Source organism: Collinsella aerofaciens (assembly GCF_009876115.1).
Lineage (GTDB): Bacteria > Actinomycetota > Coriobacteriia > Coriobacteriales > Coriobacteriaceae > Collinsella > Collinsella aerofaciens_N.
Genome location: NZ_WWSY01000001.1, coordinates 241,670 through 259,723, shown reverse-complemented (window position 1 = coordinate 259,723; position 18,054 = coordinate 241,670). Strand labels below are relative to the sequence as shown.

The window sequence follows — 18,054 nt, the reverse complement described above, 5'->3', positions numbered from 1 at the left end:
ATGGCAAAAGTCCGTGTGTCCACCCTGGCCAAAGAGTTCGGCATGACCTCCAAGGAACTGATGGGTCATCTCGCCGAAATGAAGATTCCCGCTAAGTCCGCTTCCTCCGCCCTGGAGGACGCCTACGTCGCTATGGTCCGCAAACAGCTCGCCTCGGTGATCGAGGCCCGCGCCCAGGAAGTTGAGGCCGCCAAGCAGGCCGAGGAGCAGGCAGCCGCCGCCGAGGAGGCAGCACGCGCTGCCGAGGCCGAGCGCGAGCGCATCGCCGCCGAGAAGGCACGCGAGGAGGAGCGCCGCCAGTTCGCCGCCGCCCAGGCTGCCGAGGAGGCCGCCCGCGCCGAGGCCGAGGCCAAGAAGAAGGCCGAGCAGGAGCGTCTTGCTCGCGAGAAGGAGGAGGCTGCCCGCGAGGCCCAGCGCCGCGCCGTTCCCGCTTCCGACTCCGGTTCGCGCTTCCGTTCGCTGCTCGACCAGATCGCCGCACAGGAGACCGTGCTCAAGGAGAAGAAGGACGCCGAGCAGAAGGCCAAGGCCGAGCGCGCTGCCGAGCGCGGCAACCGTCGCGGCGGCAACAACGACCGTCGCGGTGGCCGTCGTAACGATCGCAACGCCTCCGACAACAACTCCGAGCGCAATGCCTCCGAGAACCGTCCCCACAGCCATCGCACCAATGCCAGCAACAACGTCGCTGCCGGCATGGACTTCCCCAACCCCGACAAGCAGGGCAAGGGCAAGAAGCGCAAGGGCGGTCACAACAACGAAGAGGACCACTACAGCCGCATGGCTCGCGAGGCCGAGGAGTATAGTCGCGAGAAGGTGCTCGAGGAGGCTCGTGCCGCCGTCGAGGAGGCCTCTCGCGAGTCCACTGGTCGCCGCAAAAAGCGCAAGGAGAAGCGCGAGCGCGAGGCCGCAAAGGCTCAGGAAGAGCGCAAGATTGAGGAGGCGCTGGCCCAGGGCGTGAACCCCGAGGACCTCGACGCCATCAAGGTCTCCCAGGGCGTTACCGTCCAGGAGCTCGCCGAGGCGCTCGACGTTCCGGCCAACGACATCATCAAGCGCCTGTTCCTGCTGGGCACGCCGCTTACCATGACGCAGTCCATGTCCGACGACCTCGTCGAGCTCGTTGCCGACGATCTGGGCCGCCAGATCAAGATCATCACCCCCGAGGAGGAGAACACCTTCTCGTTCTACGACGATCCCGCCGACCTTAAGCCGCGTGCCCCGGTCGTCACCGTCATGGGCCACGTCGACCACGGCAAGACGAGCCTCCTCGACGCCATCCGTCACACCGGCGTCGCTGCCGGCGAGGCGGGCGGCATTACTCAGGCCATCGGTGCTTCGCAGGTCATGATTAACGACCGCAAGATTACCTTCATCGATACCCCCGGTCACGCCACCTTTACGGCCATGCGTGCCCGCGGCGCCAAGGTGACCGACATCGTCATTCTGATCGTGGCTGCCGACGACGGCGTCATGCCCCAGACCATTGAGTCGATCAACCACGCCAAGGCCGCCGGCGTCCCCATCGTCGTCGCCGTCAACAAGATCGATAAGCCGGGTGCCAACCCCGACCGCGTGCGCCAGGAGCTCACCGAGTACGGCATCATCCCCGAGGAGTGGGGTGGACAGAACATGTTCGTCAACATCTCTGCCAAGCAGAAGATCGGTATCGACGACCTGCTCGAGACCGTCCTGCTCCAGGCCGACGTGCTCGAGCTCAAGGCCAACCCCGATACGTTCGCTTCGGGCAACGTCCTCGAGGCTAAGCTCGACAAGGGCCGCGGCTCGGTTGCCACCGTGCTCGTGACCCGCGGTACCCTGCACGTGGGCGATACGCTGGTCGCCGGCCTTACCTACGGCCGCGTCCGCGCCATGCTCGACCCCAAGGGCAACGCCGTCACCGAGGCCGGTCCCTCCGACGCCGTCGAGATCCTGGGCCTGCAGTCCGTCCCCAACGCCGGCGATGAGTTCCGCGTGTTCGAGGACGAGCGCGAGGCACGCGCCCTGGCCGACGAGCGTTCGCTCAAGGCCCGTATCGAGGAGCAGAGCCGCGTGAAGCACGTGACGCTCGAGAACCTCTTCGAGACCATCGCCGACGCCGAGGTCAAGGAGCTCAACCTGATCATCAAGGCCGACGTCCAGGGTTCTATCGAGGCCCTTCAGGACTCCCTCGACAAGATGGACCAGTCCGAGGTGCGCATCAACACGATCCACTCCGCCGTTGGCGCCATCAACGAGACCGACGTCGTTCTGGCCGACGCCTCCAACGCCATCATCATCGGCTTTGGCGTCCGTCCCGACGGCAAGGCCCGCTCCGCCGCCGAGCGCGAGGGCGTCGAGATCCGTTGCTACGACGTCATCTACAAGTGCCTCGAGGACCTCGACGCAGCCCGTATCGGCATGCTCAAGCCCACCGAGGTCGAGGTTTCCACGGGTACCGCGACCGTTCTGGACACCTTCAAGGTGCCCAAGGTCGGTATCGCCGCCGGTGTCCGCGTCGAAGAGGGCGAGATCGCCGCGACCGATTCCGTGCGCCTGGTGCGCGACGGTATCGTGGTCTTCAACGGTAAAATCGCCTCGATGCGCCACTACAAGGACGAGGCCAAGAGCCTCAAGAGCGGCTCCGAGGGCGGTATTGGCCTGGAGAACTTCCAGGACATCAAGCCTGGCGACACCATTGAGGGCTACCGCATCGACCAGGTTGCCCGTACCGAGTAGGGGGTAGCGCTATGAAGCAAACGCAGGCAACCCGCCGTTTGGGCGAGCAGCTTCGCGAGAAGCTCGGTTATATCCTGCTCTTTGAGGTTTCCGATCCGCGTCTCGACCTGGTCACCCTGACCGCGGTCGAGGTCGCGGTGGACCGTTCGTTCGCGCGCGTGTACGTGTCGTGCGACGCGAGCCGCTACGACGAGGTCATGGAGGCGCTCGCCAGCGCCAAGGGCCGCATCCGTAGCCTGCTGGCCCGCTCGCTCGATTGGCGCGTCACGCCCGAGCTCGATTTTCGCATCGATCGCTCGACCGATGAGGCCGAGCGCATCACGCGCGCGCTGGAAAACGTTCCCGCCACGCTTGCGATCGAAAAGGACGAGGACGGCTATCCAATTGCGGATGCCGCCCAGGAGGCAGCTTTAGATGAGTAATTCCGCCGACCTCGCATCGTGCGAGTCTGCAGATATTCAGCGACGCATTCTCGAGCTCATCGAGGGTGCGTCCTCCATTGCGATTTCGGGACATACGTCTCCCGATGGTGACGCCCTGGGCTCCGTGCTGGGTCTGGGCCTCTCGCTTATGAAGTTTTTCCCCAACAAGGACATTGCCCTGCTGCTGGCAGACGATGACCCGGTTCCGCGCATCTACCGCTTTATGGAGGGTGCCGACCGTCTGGTGCCGGCATCTGCGTATACTGGCAATCCGGACCTGTTCATCTCGGTGGACGTGCCGGTTGTCGAGCGTCTGAACAACTCCGCCGATGTGCTCCGCCGCTCGTCGCATGTGGTGTGCTTCGATCACCATCCGGCGCGCGAGGAATTTGCCGAGCTGAGCCTGAGGTGCGTCGACGCCGCGGCCTGCGCCATGATCATCGACCGCTTTTTGGACAATTGCGGTATTGTGGCTCGCGATGGTGTCGCGACCTGCCTGCTGTGCGGCCTGGTGACCGATACCGGTCGTTTTCAGTACCAAAACGCCGATGCCGCTGCGTTCCATGCCGCCTCGCGCCTGGTCGCGCACGGTGCCGATCCGGCGCGCGTTGCGCTCGAGGTCTACCAGAGCATGCGCGTAGAGTTCTTGCATCTCAAGTCCATCGTTATGGGCCGCATCAAGACAGTGGCGCACGGTCGTGTGGCATATAGTTATGCGTACCAGAGCGACCTCGAGGCCTGCGGCGTCACTTCGGACGAGTGCGACGGCCTGGTCGATGTGGTGCGTTCGGTGATGGGTGTGGAGGTCTGCCTGTTCCTGAAGGGCATTGAGGGCGATACCAAGGTGCGCGGCAACCTGCGCTCCAAGGGCGACCTCAATGTTTCCGAGATCGCTGCTGCTTTTGGCGGTGGCGGGCATCCCGCGGCCGCCGGTTTCTCTAACAACGGAACGATTCTCGAGACGCTCACCGCGGCACTCCCCATGCTGGCCGAGCTGGTAGGGGAGGATCCCGCTTCGGTGACCGTCGAGCTCTAACATTTTGGATGGTACATGGCTCGTCGTACGCCTTCCCAATTGAATATGCTGCTCGCCGTCGATAAGCCGGTGGGCTGTACGTCCCACGACGTGGTTTCGCAGTGCCGACGCGCCCTCCATGAGCGACGCATCGGCCATGCCGGTACGCTCGACCCCATGGCTTCGGGTGTCATGGTGGTGGGCGTGGGCCAGGCGACCCGTCTGCTTGGCATGCTAACCCTCGATACCAAAAGTTATGTCGCTGACATTTCGTTTGGCGTCGAGACCAATACCGATGACGCGGAGGGCGAGGCCGTCCGCACGGTGCCCGTTGCCCCCGAGCTGCGCGATTCCGCTTACGCCCGTGAGCAGCTGGCCGCTATGCTGGGTCCGCAGATGCAGGTGCCGCCGGCGTTTTCGGCCATCTCGGTCAATGGCGTTCGCGCCTACAAGTCTGCTCGCGAGGGCAATGCGGTGGACTTACCTCCGCGCCCCGTCGAGGTCTATGCCGCCGACCTGATTGCCGTGGGCGGCGAAGGTGATACGTGCGTCTGGACCGTGGCGTTTTCGGTAAGCAAGGGCACCTACATTCGCGCGCTCGCTCGCGACCTGGGTCGCGCCTGCGATAGTGCTGCGCATATTTCCGCGCTGCGCCGAACGGCCTCCGGTGTTGTTTCCATTGGCACCTGTCATGCGGTCGAGGAGCTTTCTCCCGAGTCCGCTGCCGGCTTCGCTCTTGATCCCATCGCCGCCCTTGGTGCCACGCGTGTCGATTTGCCGGGTAATCTTGCAGACGACCTGCTTTGTGGTCGCCGCATTCCCGTTGAACGCGCGCTTGCGGACTTCGATACGGCGAAGGCACCGTTCGCTCTCGTGCTCGATGGGGGACTCAAGGCGCTTGCTCGTATCGAGGGCGGCCGCTTTGTGATGGAGCACGTCTTTCCGCAGGCGATCGGCGGTGTTCGATAATGCTGACGCCCCACGAGCTCGCGCGTATCTTTTTCGCGGGTGAGTTGGATGAGGCCCGTATCGTTTCTGCCGATGCATTTGATGGGTGCGAGTTCTTGGGTGCCGCGTCGATCGCCATTGGCGTGTTTGATGGCGTGCATCGTGGGCACCAAGAACTGATCGACGCGGTTATTCGCGATGCGCATGGTCACGGCAGCAAAGCGGTCGTGGTCACCTTCGATCCTGATCCGGACGTCGTGGTGAGTCCTTCGCCCGCTCAAAAATTGATGACGACGGCCGACCGCCTGCACGCCCTGGCTCAAACCGGGGTCGATGCGGTGGTGGCCGTTCCCTTTACACCCGCCGTGGCGGCACTCGACCATGTCGGGTTCCTGGCGCTGTTGTCGCGCGTTGTCGACATTCGCTCCATTCGTGTAGGCAGCGACTTTAGGCTCGGCCGTGGCGGCGCTTCGGGCGTTGCCGAGATGCGCGCCTGGGGTGTTGAGCGTGGGGTTGACGTTTACGGTCACGACCTGCTCTGCGTTAACGGGCAGACCATCTGTGCCACGCGCATCCGCCATGAGCTGGCCCAGGGTCATGTGGAGCTGGCTGCCGAGCTTCTCGGCCGTCCCTATATGGTGCGCGGCGTTGTGGCGGCTGGCCGTCACGAGGGCTCCGACATGGGATTTCCCACGGCAAACATCCAGGTGCCCGACGGCATCCAAGTGCCTGCCGATGGCGTCTATGAGGGTCTGGTGCTGGTCGACGATACCGTATGGCCTGCTGCCGTTAACGTCGGTCTGCCGCCGACCTATGCCGATGATGCCGCCTCGGCGCATCTCGAGGCCAACTTAATCGGCTATGCGGGCGACCTGTATGGCGCTTCCGTGTCGCTGGCGTTTACGCGCTGGCTGCGTCCGTCTCGCGTGTTCGATTCCCTGGACGAGCTTATCGCGACCGTCGAGGGTAATATCGACGATATACGTCATAACTTGGGTGAGCAGGGGGTGAGTATCCGTGATTAGCGATGAGGAAAAAGATCAGGTACGCGCGGCGTCGGACCTGGTTGCCATCGTGCAGGAAACGGTTGAGCTCAAGCCCCGTGGCCATGAGTTTTGGGGCTGCTGCCCGTTTCATGGCGAAAAGACCCCATCGTTTCACATTATCCCTGCTACGCAGGTGTGGCACTGCTTTGGCTGCGGCGAGGGCGGCGACGTCTTTACCTATATCATGAAGCGCGAGAACCTGAGTTTTCCCGAGTCGATCCGCTATTTGGCTGATCGTGCGGGCATTGAGCTGCACGATACCGGTGCGCAGCGCGATCGTGGCACCAAGCGTGCCCGCATCTATGACCTGTGCGCCGAGACGGCTCAGTTCTACCACACCATGCTTATGCGCGGTAAGGACAGCCGCCCGCGCGAGTACTTTGCCAGCCGCGGCATGGGCGGAGATGTCTGTCGACGCTACTGCCTGGGCTTTGCGCCGGGTCGCAACGCGCTGGTTTCGCATCTGTCTCAAGCGGGCTTTACCCCGCAGGAGATGATTGACGCCAACGTGGCCGTGAGCCGTGGGCGCGGACAGCTCGCGGACCGCTTTTACGATCGCGTGATGTTTCCCATCTTTGATGAGCAGGGTCACAATATCGCCTTTGGCGGGCGCATCATGGGCGATGGCCAGCCCAAGTACCTCAACACCGCCGAGACGAGCGTGTTTCATAAGAAACGAAACCTCTATGGCTTTAACTGGGCCAAGGAGTTTATCGTTGCGCAGGATACCGCCATCGTGGTGGAGGGCTATACCGACTGTATCGCCTGCTGGGAGGCAGGGATCAAAAACGTCGTCGCCACGCTGGGGACGGCGCTGACGGAACATCACGTTAAGACACTCACCCGTTTTGCCAAGCGCATTGTATATATGTTCGATGGCGATGCTGCCGGTCAAAAGGCTGCCCGTCGCGCGATTCAGTTTATCGAGCAGGATTCGATGGACCTGCGCTGCGTGGTGCTGCCTGACGGCAACGACCCCATGGAGTTCATCACGGCGCATGGTGGCGAGGCGCTGCAGGCGCGCATTGACGCGGCCGAGCCCCTCATGGACTTTGTCTACCGTTCGCTGCAGGAGTCGAGCGACATTACCACGCCGGGCGGTCGCGCTAAAGCGCTCGAGGACGCGCTGACGCTCATCTATCCTTTGCGCGACAGCTATATGATCGACACGTACTTTATCCAGATTGCCGATCTGCTTGGCTTGGACTTGGAGACCGTGCGCGCGAGTTCGGGCCGTGTGTTTCGCGATGTCGCCAAGCGCGAGGATGCCGAGCGCCGGCGTGAGCAGAGCTATGAGCGTCAACGCGCGCAAGCTGAGCGCGCGGGCGGTTCGCAGGGACGAAGCTTGGGCGGCGGTGCGACTGGTGCGCGCAGTGCCGGTCGCGGTGCCTGGGCCGCGGGTGCGACGCCGCCGGTGTCCGCACCGGTCGAGGAGGACCCGTACGACTACGTTCCGGTTGATGCCTATGGGGCCGCTCCGGTGCAGGTCGACGAGGACCTGCCGCCAATCGATGTGCCAGCGGGGATGGAAAGCGCTGCGACCGTTGCCGATAGTTCAAGCGCGGCGGCAGCTCCGTCGATGCCGATTGTTTTGACCGATCTGGAGCGGAAATCCCTGGCGGGGGAGCGCGAGCTGCTTACGATGCTCACGAGCTACCCCGATCTGTTCCGCACGTATGCCGATCGTATTTGTTCTATCGAGTGGGTCGACCCGCGTCACGAGTCCATTGCGTGGGCCGTACTTGCGACGCCCCCGGGCACCGATCCTGCGGCCTGCATGGATGCGGCGCGCGCGGTGTGTCCCGAGGCGGCGTCGCTTGTCAGCGCCGGGCGCATCTCGGCGACGAGTAAGCACCCGACCGAGACGAACATCGTCTTTATGCTCGATACGCTCGAGCTCTACACCATCAAACGTCGCATGCGAGCCGCGCAGGCCAAGTTGCGTCAGGACCGTTCACTCGACGATGAGGCCCGTCGCGTGTTGACTATGCAGGCGGTGCAAGATTCACAGCGCCAGCGCGAGCTCCAAAAGTCGATCGGTGGCGTGGCCGACCCGTTCCGTTTGATCGGTTTGGAGACCGCAGGTGCCGATCAGGCCTAGATGTTGTGGTCAACCAGCGTATTCTCGCCTATATCCTGTCTTTATTTTGGGTATAGACGTCTACGTGTGTGCTAAAGTATTGAGTCCTGTGGACTACGAAGGGAGAATCTGTGCCAAAAAAGACTGAGAGCACGGGTACTGGGCTGGAATCCTACGTTGCAAAGCTCATGGGCAACGGCTCAAACAGGACTTCGGTAACCGAGGACGAGATTCAGGTCGCCCTGAAGGATATCGATGTCTCCGATGAGCAGCTCAACGCGGTGTATTCCGCGCTGCGCAACAGCGGCATCCAGATTATCTCCGCGAGCGGAAACGACGACGCCCCGATGGGCGTCGACGATGACGATAACGATACCGACGATTTCGATGACGATGACGAGCACGATTCCGGCTCGCTTGACGATCACGAGCTTAAGATGGCCCGCCAGGCCGATGCCGAGATGGGCTCTTCCAAGAGCAAGAAGAAGCGCACCGTGCGCACGTCCCGTTCGCGTTCGCGCGTGCGCGGCATCGATGCCTCCACGGTGATGCTGACCGGCGACCCGGTTCGTATGTACCTCAAGGAGATCGGTAAGGTCGACCTGCTGACCGCATCTGAAGAGGTCGATCTGGCCATGAAGATTGAGGCCGGTCTCGAGGCTACCGAGAAGCTCGAGGCTGCCGATGCAGGCGAGATTGAACTCACACGCTCCGAGATGCGTCGACTTACGCGTATTGAGAATGTTGGTCTTGAGGCCAAGCAGGCGCTCATCAGCGCAAACCTGCGTCTGGTCGTCTCCATCGCCAAGCGCTATGTCGGCCGTGGCATGCTGTTCCTGGATCTGATCCAGGAGGGCAACCTCGGTCTGATCCGCGCCGTCGAGAAGTTCGACTACCAGAAGGGCTTTAAGTTCTCCACGTACGCCACGTGGTGGATCCGTCAGGCCATTACGCGCGCTATTGCCGACCAGGCCCGTACCATCCGTATTCCCGTGCACATGGTCGAGACCATCAACAAGCTCGTCCGCGTGCAACGCCAGCTCCTCCAGGATCTGGGTCGCGACCCGACCCCTGAGGAGATCGGTGCTGAGATGGACATGAGCGCCGACCGCGTCCGCGAGATCCAGAAGATTTCGCAGGAGCCCGTGTCGCTCGAGACCCCGATCGGTGAGGAAGAGGATTCCCAGCTGGGCGACTTCATCGAGGACTCCCAGGCTATCGTTCCGCCCGATGCCGCCAGCTTCTCCATGCTGCAGGAGCAGCTCACCCAGGTGCTCGATTCGCTTGCCGATCGTGAGCGCAAGGTTATCGAGCTGCGCTTTGGTCTCGTTGACGGACATCCCCGCACGCTCGAGGAAGTCGGTCGCGAGTTTGGTGTCACGCGCGAGCGTATCCGCCAGATCGAGTCCAAGACCCTGGCCAAGCTCCGCCATCCCAGCCGCAGCAGCAAGCTGAAAGACTACATCGAAAGCTAGTCAAGCAAGAGGCGCCCTCAAGCACATCCGCTTGGGGGCGCTTTCATGTAGTCGTTGGGGACGTCTCCAATGACTAGGTCGGAAAAATTCTCAAAAAAGTTCTTGCCCTAAGCTGATTCGTCCGTATAATAAACTTCGTTGCTTGAGAGCACGCACCTATTCCTCGGTAGCTCAATGGTAGAGCACGCGGCTGTTAACCGCGCTGTTGTAGGTTCGAGTCCTACCCGGGGAGCCAGGTTGTAAAACCCGTCGCTTTTGCGGCGGGTTTTTTCATGTCGCGATCACCTGTGGCGAACGTTACCATATCAACATTTCGTGTCGAGGATGTAATCGCGAACCCCGCCGCCTTAACATGGCGCGGTCGTTGTAAAATATTGGAATGATTGCTCCCACGACATGGTGCCGCGAGCACCAGAAAAGGAGATTCTTGTGTCTGAGACCATTAACGGCAGCCTGAGCGTTTCGAACGACGTTATTGCCGATATTGCCGGTTATGCCGCGATGACGTGCTACGGCGTCGTCGGTATGGCCGAGCAGCTGCAGGGCGCCGAGAGCGTGCGCCTGCTTGCCGGCCAGCGCCTCCGCAAGGGCGTGCTTGTTTCCGCCGACGAGAACGGCCTCACGGTCGACCTTCACGTCGTGCTCGAGAACGGCGTCAACATGAAGTCCGTCTGCCACAATCTTTCGAGCTCCGTCGCCTTCACCCTGCAGGAGATCGCCCAAATCGATCCCGCCAGCCTTAAGATCGGCATTCACATCGACGCGCTCAAGAGCCGTCTGAACTAGCATCCGAATACGGAGATTTCACCACTCATGATTGCAAAGACCATTCGCACCTGTTTTCCGATCGCTGCGGCTGCCGTTTCCGAAAAGGCCGAGGAGATCAACAAGCTCAACGTCTTCCCCGTACCCGACGGTGACACCGGCACCAACATGTCGCTCACGCTCGCCTCGGTGACCAAGGAGCTTTCCGCCCTTCCCGCCGATGCCGACATGGAGGCCATCGCTGGCGCCATCACCCACGGCTCCCTCATGGGCGCCCGCGGCAACTCCGGTGTCATCACCTCGCAGATCCTGCGCGGCGTGGCCGAGGGCCTTGTCTCTGCCGATGAGCCTATCACGTCCGCCAATATCGCCTTCGCCTTCCGTCGTGCCGTCAAGGTTGCCTTCCAGGCTGTTCGTAAGCCCATCGAGGGCACGATCCTCACGGTCCTGCGTGATGTTTCGACCAAGGCAGACGAGTGCGAGAAGAAGAAGTTCTCTGCCGAGGATGCGCTCGACGCCATCGTCGTCGAGGCCTACCAGTCCGTCGCCCGCACACCCGACCTGCTGCCCGTCCTCAAGGAGAACGGCGTGGTCGACTCCGGCGCCTTTGGCTTTGCCATCTTCTTGGAGAACTTTGTTGCCGCCGCTCTTGGCCGCAGCACCGTGGTCGAGGATTTCTCCGCCACGTTTGATTCCGCCGGCTCTGCCCGTGACGCCGCTCTTGGCCGTGTCGAGATCGAGGCTAACGACGACTGGGAGGGCTCGGAGTTCCGCTACTGCAACGAGTTCCTCTTTAAGGCCGACGCTCCCTTTGACGAGGACGAGTGCCTTAAGTTCCTGGGTTCCATGGGCGACTGCGAGCTGCTCGTTGGTGCCTATCCCGACTACAAGATCCACGTGCACTCCAACACCCCCAACCTGGTGCTCGAGCACATGCTGCAGCTCGGTCAGATCTACGAGGTCTTCATCCACAACATGGAGATGGAGGCCCACGACCGTACCGCTAAGATCCACGAGGACCAGGAGAAGGCCACCGAGCCCGCGAAGGCCCTGGGCTTTGTCGCCGTTGCCGCCGGTTCCGGCGAGGCTGACATCCTCAAGTCCCTCGGCGTCGATGTGATCGTGTCGGGTGGCCAGACCATGAACCCCTCGACTGCCGACCTGCTGGGCGCGGTGGACCAGGTTAACGCGACCTCGGTCATCATCCTGCCCAATAACGGCAACATCCGCATGGCTGCCGAGGCTGCTGCCTCCGCCTGCACCGACAAGAAGGTCGCCGTCGTTCCCACCAAGACCGTCCCGCAGGCCTTCTCCGCGCTGTTCGCGGTCCTGCCCGATTCCGAGCTCGAGGATGCTGTTGCCGCTATGGTCGACGCCATCAGCGAGGTCCGCGATGGCGAGGTCACCCGCGCCGTGCGCGACTCCAGCGCCTCCGACGGCTCGCCGATTCACTCCGGTGACGTCATGGGCATCATCGCCGGCTCCATCGACGTGGTCGGCTCCGACGTGAAGCAGGTCACGCTCGACTGCATCAACCGTATGCAGGAGGAAGAGGAGGGCGACGCGTTGACGATTCTGGCCGGCGAGGAGCTGTCCGACGAGGCCTTCCAGGAGATCGTCGACGCTATCGAGGAGGCTCAGCCCGATCTGGAGATCGACGCCCATCGTGGCGAGCAGCCGCTCTATCCCGTGATCTTCTCGATCGAGTAGGCTCTGCCTATGTCCGAGCTGTGCTCCGTGCCGCGCGTCTCGGAGCGTTTTGCCCAGAGCAATGCGCTCGACGAGGATATCGCGCGACTCAAATATGTTTCGGGTAAACGTGAGGAGGCCCTTCGCCGTCTGGGAATTCGGACGGTGGGGGACCTCCTTCTCCATATTCCTCATCGCTACCTGGACTTCACTCGCTCGTGGTCCATCGAGATGGCGCCCATCGGTACCGTGTGCACCATCATCGCCACGGTCGATCGTATTGTCCAAAAGCAGCCCCGTCCGCGCATGCAGGTGACTGAGGTCTCGCTTGTGGACGAGACGGGCGTGCTGCAGGTTGCCTTTTTCCGTCAGCCTTGGATTGCCCAGCAGTTCAAGCAGGGCGATCGCCTGGCCGTGATGGGCAAGGTCGAGTTTGCCTACGGTTTTAAGCAGATGGCCTCGCCCCACTTTGAAAAGCTCGAGGATGGGCGCGCCGCCGGCACCATCCTGCCGGTCCACTACGTAAGTGACGGCGTGAGTCAGGCATGGATGCGCCGTATCGTGAGCGGTGCGCTCGAAGTGGTCTCCAATCCGTTCGATCCCATTCCCGCGCCGCTGCGCGCAAAGCGGAAGCTCATGAGCAATGCCCGTGCGTTGCGTTCGATCCACTTTCCCTCGAGCATGGCCGAGCGCGACATCGCACGCCGGCGACTTGCCTACGAGGAGTGCCTCTGCTTGCAGCTGGCGCTGCGCTTGCGCAACGACGGCGGCTTGGTCGAAGTTGCTCCCTACGCCCACACCGCGGGCGGACACTTGTCGGCGCTCAAGGAAGCCCTGCCGTTTTCGCTGAGCGACGAGCAGGAGGGCGCGTTCCAAGACATTCTGCACGACATGTGCGATGGCGGTCGCGTGATGAACCGTCTGCTGCTGGGCGACGTCGGTACCGGTAAGACCGCCGTTGCCGCCTGCGCGTTGGCGGTTGCGGCCGATAGCGGCACTCAGGCCTGCGTTATGGCGCCCACGGGCGTGCTGGCGCGTCAATATGCCGATAAGACCGGCCCCTTGCTCTCGCAGGCTGGCATGACCTGGGCGCTCCTGACGGGCGCCACGCCGGCGGCCGAGCGTGAACAGATTCATGCTCGGCTCCAGTCTGGCGAGCTCGACGTGCTCTTTGGTACCCATGCGGTGCTTTCGGAGAACGTCACGTTCAAGCATTTGTCGCTTGTGGTGATCGACGAGCAGCACCGCTTTGGCGTGGGCCAGCGTAACGCTCTGCGCGAAAAAGGCCCTGGTGCCGACTTGCTGGTTATGACTGCCACGCCGATCCCGCGCACGTTGGCGCTTTCGGTGTACGGCGACCTGGATACGAGCATCATCCGCCATCGTCCCGTCCCTGGCGCTGGCGTGACGACACGCGTGCTTACCGAGTCGAGTCGCGACCTTGCCTATGGCGCCATCCACGAGGCGCATGAAAAGGGTCAGCAGGCCTACGTGATTTGCCCGCTCGTGGAGCCGAGTGACTCGGCCGATGATCTGGAGGACGTGCCCGGTATCGCCCGCGACGACGAGGGCCGCGTGACGGTCCCCGTGCCGCTGCACGATACGGCGACCGAGCTCGATCGCCTGCGTCTGGCGTTGCCGGGTCTTGCCATCGAGCGCCTTCACGGCCGCATGCCAGCGGGGGAGAAGGACCAGGTTATCGATGCCTTTAAGCGTGGCGAGATTGACGTGCTCGTCTCGACTACGGTGGTCGAGGTGGGCGTCGACGTGCCTAACGCCACCGTCATGGTCATCGAGAACGGGGAGCGCTTTGGTTTGGCTGCTCTGCACCAGCTGCGCGGTCGCGTGGGCCGTGGCAGTGTGTCGGGCACGTGCCTGGTCATGACGCACTCCAAGGGCAACGGCGGCGCGTCGGCGGCGCAAGACCGCCTGCAATCGCTCGAGAAGACCTCGGACGGCTTTACGCTCGCCCAGATGGACCTTCGTCTGCGCCACGAGGGCGAAATCCTGGGGTACCGCCAGCATGGCGGTGTGACTCTGCGCTTTGTCGACCTGGATGCCGACGAGGAGCTGATCGAGTGGGCCCATTTGGACGCGGTCGAGCTCTTGCGGTATGCTTGCAACCTTGACTCCGTGGCGACGCGCCCCCTGCGCGATGCGGTCGCCATGCGATATCGACACATTTTTAAGGAGGTCAGCGGAGGATGAGAATCATCGGCGGCGAATGGCGCGGTCGTAAGATCGAGGAGCCCCGTGGTCGCGATGTCACCCGCCCCACGACCGATCGCGTGCGCGAGGCATGCGCATCTATGGTCATGTCGGCATTTGACTTCGATCTGGACGAGGTCCGCGTGCTGGACGCCTTTGGCGGCTCCGGTGCCTTAGGGTTAGAGATGCTCTCACGTGGTGCCCGCTCGCTCACGACGTTCGAGATCGATCGGAATGCCGCGCGGCTCATTACCAAGAATATCGAGTCGCTCTGCCGTGACCGTGCGCGTTGGCGCGTGATAACGGGCGACATGCTGGCGAGTGCTTCGCGCGGTCGTGTGCCGGGCGGCCCCTTTGATCTGGTCCTGCTCGACCCGCCCTATGCTTTTGGTGCCGAGCCGGTCGAGGAGCTGCTGCAGAACCTGGCTCAGCAGGGTCTGCTTGCACCTGGCGCTTATGCCCTGTTTGAGCATGCCGCCGCCGATGCGGGCGCGCATCCGGCAGGCTTTGAGATCGCGCGCGAGAAGCGCTACGGCATTACCTCGGTCGACCTGCTTCGTTGGGTCGGCGATGACGATGGTAAGGAAGATTGCGCCGGCACCGATGCTCACAACAACGATGCCACGACGGTTCAGGAGAACGCCCATGAGTGACACCATCAACCGCGTGATCGTCCCGGGCACCTTCGATCCCATCACGTTTGGCCATATCGATGTGATCCGCCGCGCCCGCCGCATCTTTCCCAGCGTGATAGTCGCTGTCGCCGAGTCGCAGGGTAAAAACGGTGTGGGCACCACGTTTATGCTCGATGAGCGCGTGGCGCTGGCCCGCGAGGCGCTCGGTGATATCGACGGCGTCGAGGTCCTGCCCTTTACCGGCCTCTTGGTCGACTTCGCTCGCGAGCAGGGGGCGGGGGCCGTGGTCAAGGGCCTGCGCGCCATGACCGACTTTGAGTACGAGCTGCAGCAGGCAGATCTCAACTATCGCTTGGATAACGAGCTGGAGTCCATCTTTGTCATGAGTGCGCCGCAGTACGGCTATATCTCGAGCTCGGTCGTTCGCCAGATCGCCTCACTCGGCAGCGATGTATCGACGTTTGTCCCGCCCAACGTGGTCGAAGCGCTCAGACATCGCTTTTCGTGACGTTTTTTATTGCCTGGTGGCATGTGGTAAACTAGCACGATGATATGTTACCTATGAAAGGAGACCGGATGCCGGGCGAGAATTTTCCTGGCGATAGGATCGTCAGCTTGGTCGATGAGCTCGAAGGGCTGATCGAGGAAGCCAAGCCGCCTTTCGGCAAGAACGCTCAGTTCAAGGTCATCGACGCCGACGTGTTCTTCAACATCCTCGACGAGATCCGCATGAGCTATCCCGAGGAGTGGCAGAAGTCCCGCCGTATCCTTAAGGAGCGCGAGGAGCTTATGGCTTCCGCCGCCGCTCAGGCCGATTCCATCATCGCCGACGCTCAGCAGCAGGCCCTCACCATTGCCGGTGAGCAGGAGATCGTCCGCTTAGCCCAGCAGCAGGCCGACGACATCCGCGATCGTGCCCAGCAGTACGAGCGCGAGACGCGTTATGCTGCCGAGGACTACGCAGAGCAGGTCTTTACGCACCTGGAGGAGAACCTCAAGAGCCTGACCGGCACCGTTACCCGTTGCCGTCAGCAGCTCAACGAGGGTGCCGCCCAACAGAATGGTCAGTGGTAATGGCTGAGTTCCCGAGCGTTACCGTCGATCTTTCCGAGCAGCTCGAGTTTCCCGGAGATTCGTATCCGCTGACCGGCAAGGTCGATGTCGCCACCTACACGGTGGGCGAGAAGGAGTACCAGCTACAGGACGGCATCGACTACGACGTTGTCTTTACCAATGCCGGTACCGGTGTCTTGCTCACGGGCATGGTCCGCGCGCACGCTACCGGCGAGTGCGACCGTTGCCTGGAGCCCGCTTCGTTTGATATCGCCGGCGAGATCGAGGAGTTCTACCTCTTCGAGGAGCCCGAGGATCCCGAGGCCTTCGAGGACGGCTACGAGCTCCTGGGTGAGGACCGCATCGTCGATCTGGGTGAGCCCATCAACGACGCGGTCGTCATGGACACGCCGTTTGTGGTGCTCTGCAAGCCCGATTGCCGCGGTCTGTGTCCCACTTGCGGTTGCAATCTCAACGTCGAGCAATGCGATTGCGCCGCACAGGCAGAGGCAGAATGGGCCGCTGCCACGGAAAATCCATTTGCAGCATTGAAGAATCTCAAGCTCGATGAGTAAAACTGTGGTAGTATCGCTACTTGCGCGTAATCGCCACACTGGATAGTTCATAAGGAAGGTCACTATGCCCGTACCTAAACAAAAGCAGGGTCGTATCCGCACTCACACCCGTCGTTCCGCCAACATGAAGATCTCGGCTGCGGCTCAGTCCACGTGCCCCCGTTGCGGCGCTGTCAAGCTTCCGCACCACGTGTGCCCCAGCTGCGGTTTCTACAAGGACCGCGAGGTTATCGTTACCGAGTAACGGTATACTCTGGATGCGATGCCGTTCCAAATGGAACCACAATGGCCGGCTCAATGAGTCGGCCATTTTTGTATAAGGAGCATGTATATGAGTAACGTTCGCGTTTGTGTAGACGTTGTGGGCGGAGACGAGAAGCCTCAGGTTGTTCTCGATGGTATCGAGGCCGCACTTGCCGCCGATCCCGATATCGAGGTCTTGGCAGTTGGCCCCGCCGAAATCGTCAATCCCTTTGCCGCGGCCCATGCACGTGTTGAGGCCCTTGAGGCACCCGACGTTATCGCCATGGATGACGATCCCATTCGCGCCGTGATGACCAAGCGTAAATCGTCGATCGTGCTGTCGTGCCGCGCCATCAAGAAGGGAAATGCGGACGCGTTCTTCTCCGCCGGCTCGACCGGCGCCATGACAGCTGCCGCGACCGCCTACGTCACACCGTTTAGATATATGGCCGAAGGCAAGAAGCAGCCGGTGCGCCCTTGTCTGACCAATGCGCTGCCCAATCGCGCCGGCGGTCTGACGGTGCTGTGCGATATGGGCGCCAACCCCGATGTCGAGGTCGACGACATGGTGCGTTTTGCCCAGATGGGTAGCGCCTATGCCCGCGTTGTCCTGGGCATCGAGCATCCTCGCGTGGGCCTGCTTGCCAATGGCACCGAGGATGAGAAGGGTTCCAACTTTACCAAGGCCTGCTTCCCGGCCATGAAAGCCGCCGTTCCCGGCTTTGTGGGCAACTGCGAAGGCACCGACCTCACCTCGGGCAATTTCGATGTCGTTGTTGCCGACGGCATGTCGGGCAATATCGCTCTCAAGGCTACCGAGGGCGCTGCCAAGTTTTTGCTGCAGGAGCTCAAGGGCGCCTTTATGGCCTCGCTCGGCACCAAGATCGCCGCGCTGCTCATCAAAAAGCAGATGCGCGAGATTAAGGCCAAGCTCTCTGGTGATGCCAAGGGCGGCGCGATTCTTTTGGGCCTGCGTGGCGTGGTCCTGATCGGCCATGGCGCCACATCGGTCGAGGCTGTTAAAAACGGTACGCTCGCGGCGGCCGAAGCCGTGCGCGCGGGGCTGGTCGAGAACGTCGCCAACTCCATGGACGGCATCGTTTTGTAAGAGCGAGTTAGAGCGCTGTTATGTGCCTCGCGGCCTGCTTCGTGGGGTAGAATCAGAACCGTGTCTTGGTACCGCCC

16 protein-coding genes and 1 tRNA gene are annotated in these 18,054 nt (G+C 62.2%); all 17 read left to right on the top strand.

Annotation, left to right across the window (positions count from 1 at the left end; genetic code table 11):
* The gene (infB, locus tag GT571_RS01210; RefSeq protein WP_117779148.1) at positions 1–2,715 is read left to right on the top strand and encodes a translation initiation factor IF-2; all 2,715 of its coding nucleotides are present in this window, start codon (positions 1–3) and stop codon (positions 2,713–2,715) included.
* Between the two features lie 11 nt (positions 2,716–2,726).
* The gene (gene rbfA, locus GT571_RS01205) at positions 2,727–3,137 is read left to right on the top strand and encodes a 30S ribosome-binding factor RbfA (protein WP_117647311.1); all 411 of its coding nucleotides are present in this window, start codon (positions 2,727–2,729) and stop codon (positions 3,135–3,137) included.
* Complete coding sequence (locus GT571_RS01200; protein WP_161154928.1) at positions 3,130–4,173, top strand: DHH family phosphoesterase; 1,044 nt, start codon at positions 3,130–3,132, stop codon at positions 4,171–4,173. The genes rbfA and GT571_RS01200 overlap by 8 nt, the downstream gene beginning before the upstream one ends.
* Positions 4,174–4,188: 15 nt before the next feature.
* Complete coding sequence (truB, locus tag GT571_RS01195) at positions 4,189–5,121, top strand: tRNA pseudouridine(55) synthase TruB (RefSeq protein WP_161154926.1); 933 nt, start codon at positions 4,189–4,191, stop codon at positions 5,119–5,121.
* The gene (gene ribF, locus GT571_RS01190; RefSeq protein WP_161154924.1) at positions 5,121–6,125 is read left to right on the top strand and encodes a riboflavin biosynthesis protein RibF; all 1,005 of its coding nucleotides are present in this window, start codon (positions 5,121–5,123) and stop codon (positions 6,123–6,125) included. Before truB ends, ribF begins: the two co-directional genes overlap by 1 nt.
* Entirely contained in the window at positions 6,118–8,247 is a 2,130-nt protein-coding gene (gene dnaG / locus GT571_RS01185; RefSeq protein ID WP_161154922.1) for a DNA primase, read from the top strand. The genes ribF and dnaG overlap by 8 nt, the downstream gene beginning before the upstream one ends.
* A 110-nt stretch (positions 8,248–8,357) precedes the next feature.
* The gene (gene rpoD, locus GT571_RS01180) at positions 8,358–9,701 is read left to right on the top strand and encodes an RNA polymerase sigma factor RpoD (protein WP_161154920.1); all 1,344 of its coding nucleotides are present in this window, start codon (positions 8,358–8,360) and stop codon (positions 9,699–9,701) included.
* A 160-nt stretch (positions 9,702–9,861) separates the two neighbouring features.
* A tRNA-Asn gene (locus tag GT571_RS01175) sits at positions 9,862–9,936 on the top strand.
* A 161-nt stretch (positions 9,937–10,097) separates the two neighbouring features.
* Positions 10,098–10,487 carry an Asp23/Gls24 family envelope stress response protein gene (locus tag GT571_RS01170; RefSeq protein WP_006234031.1) on the top strand — a complete coding sequence of 130 codons (390 nt, stop codon included), beginning with the start codon at positions 10,098–10,100 and terminating at the stop codon, positions 10,485–10,487.
* A 27-nt stretch (positions 10,488–10,514) separates the two neighbouring features.
* Positions 10,515–12,176: a DAK2 domain-containing protein gene (locus GT571_RS01165; protein WP_161154918.1), complete on the top strand. Its 1,662-nt coding sequence runs from the start codon at positions 10,515–10,517 to the stop codon at positions 12,174–12,176.
* A gap of 9 nt (positions 12,177–12,185) precedes the next feature.
* Positions 12,186–14,363 (top strand): ATP-dependent DNA helicase RecG, encoded by a 2,178-nt coding sequence (gene recG, locus GT571_RS01160; protein WP_161154916.1) that lies wholly within the window; start codon positions 12,186–12,188, stop codon positions 14,361–14,363.
* The gene (gene rsmD, locus GT571_RS01155; RefSeq protein WP_161154914.1) at positions 14,360–15,016 is read left to right on the top strand and encodes a 16S rRNA (guanine(966)-N(2))-methyltransferase RsmD; all 657 of its coding nucleotides are present in this window, start codon (positions 14,360–14,362) and stop codon (positions 15,014–15,016) included. The genes recG and rsmD overlap by 4 nt, the downstream gene beginning before the upstream one ends.
* On the top strand, positions 15,009–15,506 hold the full coding sequence (gene coaD / locus GT571_RS01150) for a pantetheine-phosphate adenylyltransferase (protein WP_117716044.1): 498 nt from the start codon (positions 15,009–15,011) through the stop codon (positions 15,504–15,506). Before rsmD ends, coaD begins: the two co-directional genes overlap by 8 nt.
* A 68-nt stretch (positions 15,507–15,574) precedes the next feature.
* Positions 15,575–16,072 carry an ATP synthase subunit B family protein gene (locus tag GT571_RS01145; RefSeq protein ID WP_040358176.1) on the top strand — a complete coding sequence of 166 codons (498 nt, stop codon included), beginning with the start codon at positions 15,575–15,577 and terminating at the stop codon, positions 16,070–16,072.
* Positions 16,072–16,626, top strand: coding sequence for a YceD family protein (locus GT571_RS01140; protein ID WP_117790380.1), 555 nt, complete (start codon positions 16,072–16,074; stop codon positions 16,624–16,626). Before GT571_RS01145 ends, GT571_RS01140 begins: the two co-directional genes overlap by 1 nt.
* A 64-nt stretch (positions 16,627–16,690) precedes the next feature.
* A complete protein-coding gene (gene rpmF / locus GT571_RS01135; RefSeq protein WP_022094017.1) occupies positions 16,691–16,870 on the top strand; it encodes a 50S ribosomal protein L32 in 180 nt (59 codons plus the stop codon).
* Positions 16,871–16,957: 87 nt separating this feature from the next.
* Complete coding sequence (gene plsX / locus GT571_RS01130; RefSeq protein ID WP_161154912.1) at positions 16,958–17,977, top strand: phosphate acyltransferase PlsX; 1,020 nt, start codon at positions 16,958–16,960, stop codon at positions 17,975–17,977.
* Positions 17,978–18,054: the final 77 nt, after the last annotated feature.

What these genes read in the sequence shown, in the direction of transcription:
- infB (WP_117779148.1), top strand. Translation starts at nt 1, where the DNA reads ATGGCAAAAGTCCGTGTGTCCACCCTGGCCAAAGAGTTCGGCATGACC.
- rbfA (WP_117647311.1), top strand. Translation starts at nt 2,727, where the DNA reads ATGAAGCAAACGCAGGCAACCCGCCGTTTGGGCGAGCAGCTTCGCGAG.
- GT571_RS01200 (WP_161154928.1), top strand. Translation starts at nt 3,130, where the DNA reads ATGAGTAATTCCGCCGACCTCGCATCGTGCGAGTCTGCAGATATTCAG.
- truB (WP_161154926.1), top strand. Translation starts at nt 4,189, where the DNA reads ATGGCTCGTCGTACGCCTTCCCAATTGAATATGCTGCTCGCCGTCGAT.
- ribF (WP_161154924.1), top strand. Translation starts at nt 5,121, where the DNA reads ATGCTGACGCCCCACGAGCTCGCGCGTATCTTTTTCGCGGGTGAGTTG.
- GT571_RS01170 (WP_006234031.1), top strand. Translation starts at nt 10,098, where the DNA reads ATGGTGCCGCGAGCACCAGAAAAGGAGATTCTTGTGTCTGAGACCATT.
- GT571_RS01165 (WP_161154918.1), top strand. Translation starts at nt 10,515, where the DNA reads ATGATTGCAAAGACCATTCGCACCTGTTTTCCGATCGCTGCGGCTGCC.
- recG (WP_161154916.1), top strand. Translation starts at nt 12,186, where the DNA reads ATGTCCGAGCTGTGCTCCGTGCCGCGCGTCTCGGAGCGTTTTGCCCAG.
- rsmD (WP_161154914.1), top strand. Translation starts at nt 14,360, where the DNA reads ATGAGAATCATCGGCGGCGAATGGCGCGGTCGTAAGATCGAGGAGCCC.
- coaD (WP_117716044.1), top strand. Translation starts at nt 15,009, where the DNA reads ATGAGTGACACCATCAACCGCGTGATCGTCCCGGGCACCTTCGATCCC.
- GT571_RS01145 (WP_040358176.1), top strand. Translation starts at nt 15,575, where the DNA reads ATGCCGGGCGAGAATTTTCCTGGCGATAGGATCGTCAGCTTGGTCGAT.
- GT571_RS01140 (WP_117790380.1), top strand. Translation starts at nt 16,072, where the DNA reads ATGGCTGAGTTCCCGAGCGTTACCGTCGATCTTTCCGAGCAGCTCGAG.
- rpmF (WP_022094017.1), top strand. Translation starts at nt 16,691, where the DNA reads ATGCCCGTACCTAAACAAAAGCAGGGTCGTATCCGCACTCACACCCGT.
- plsX (WP_161154912.1), top strand. Translation starts at nt 16,958, where the DNA reads ATGAGTAACGTTCGCGTTTGTGTAGACGTTGTGGGCGGAGACGAGAAG.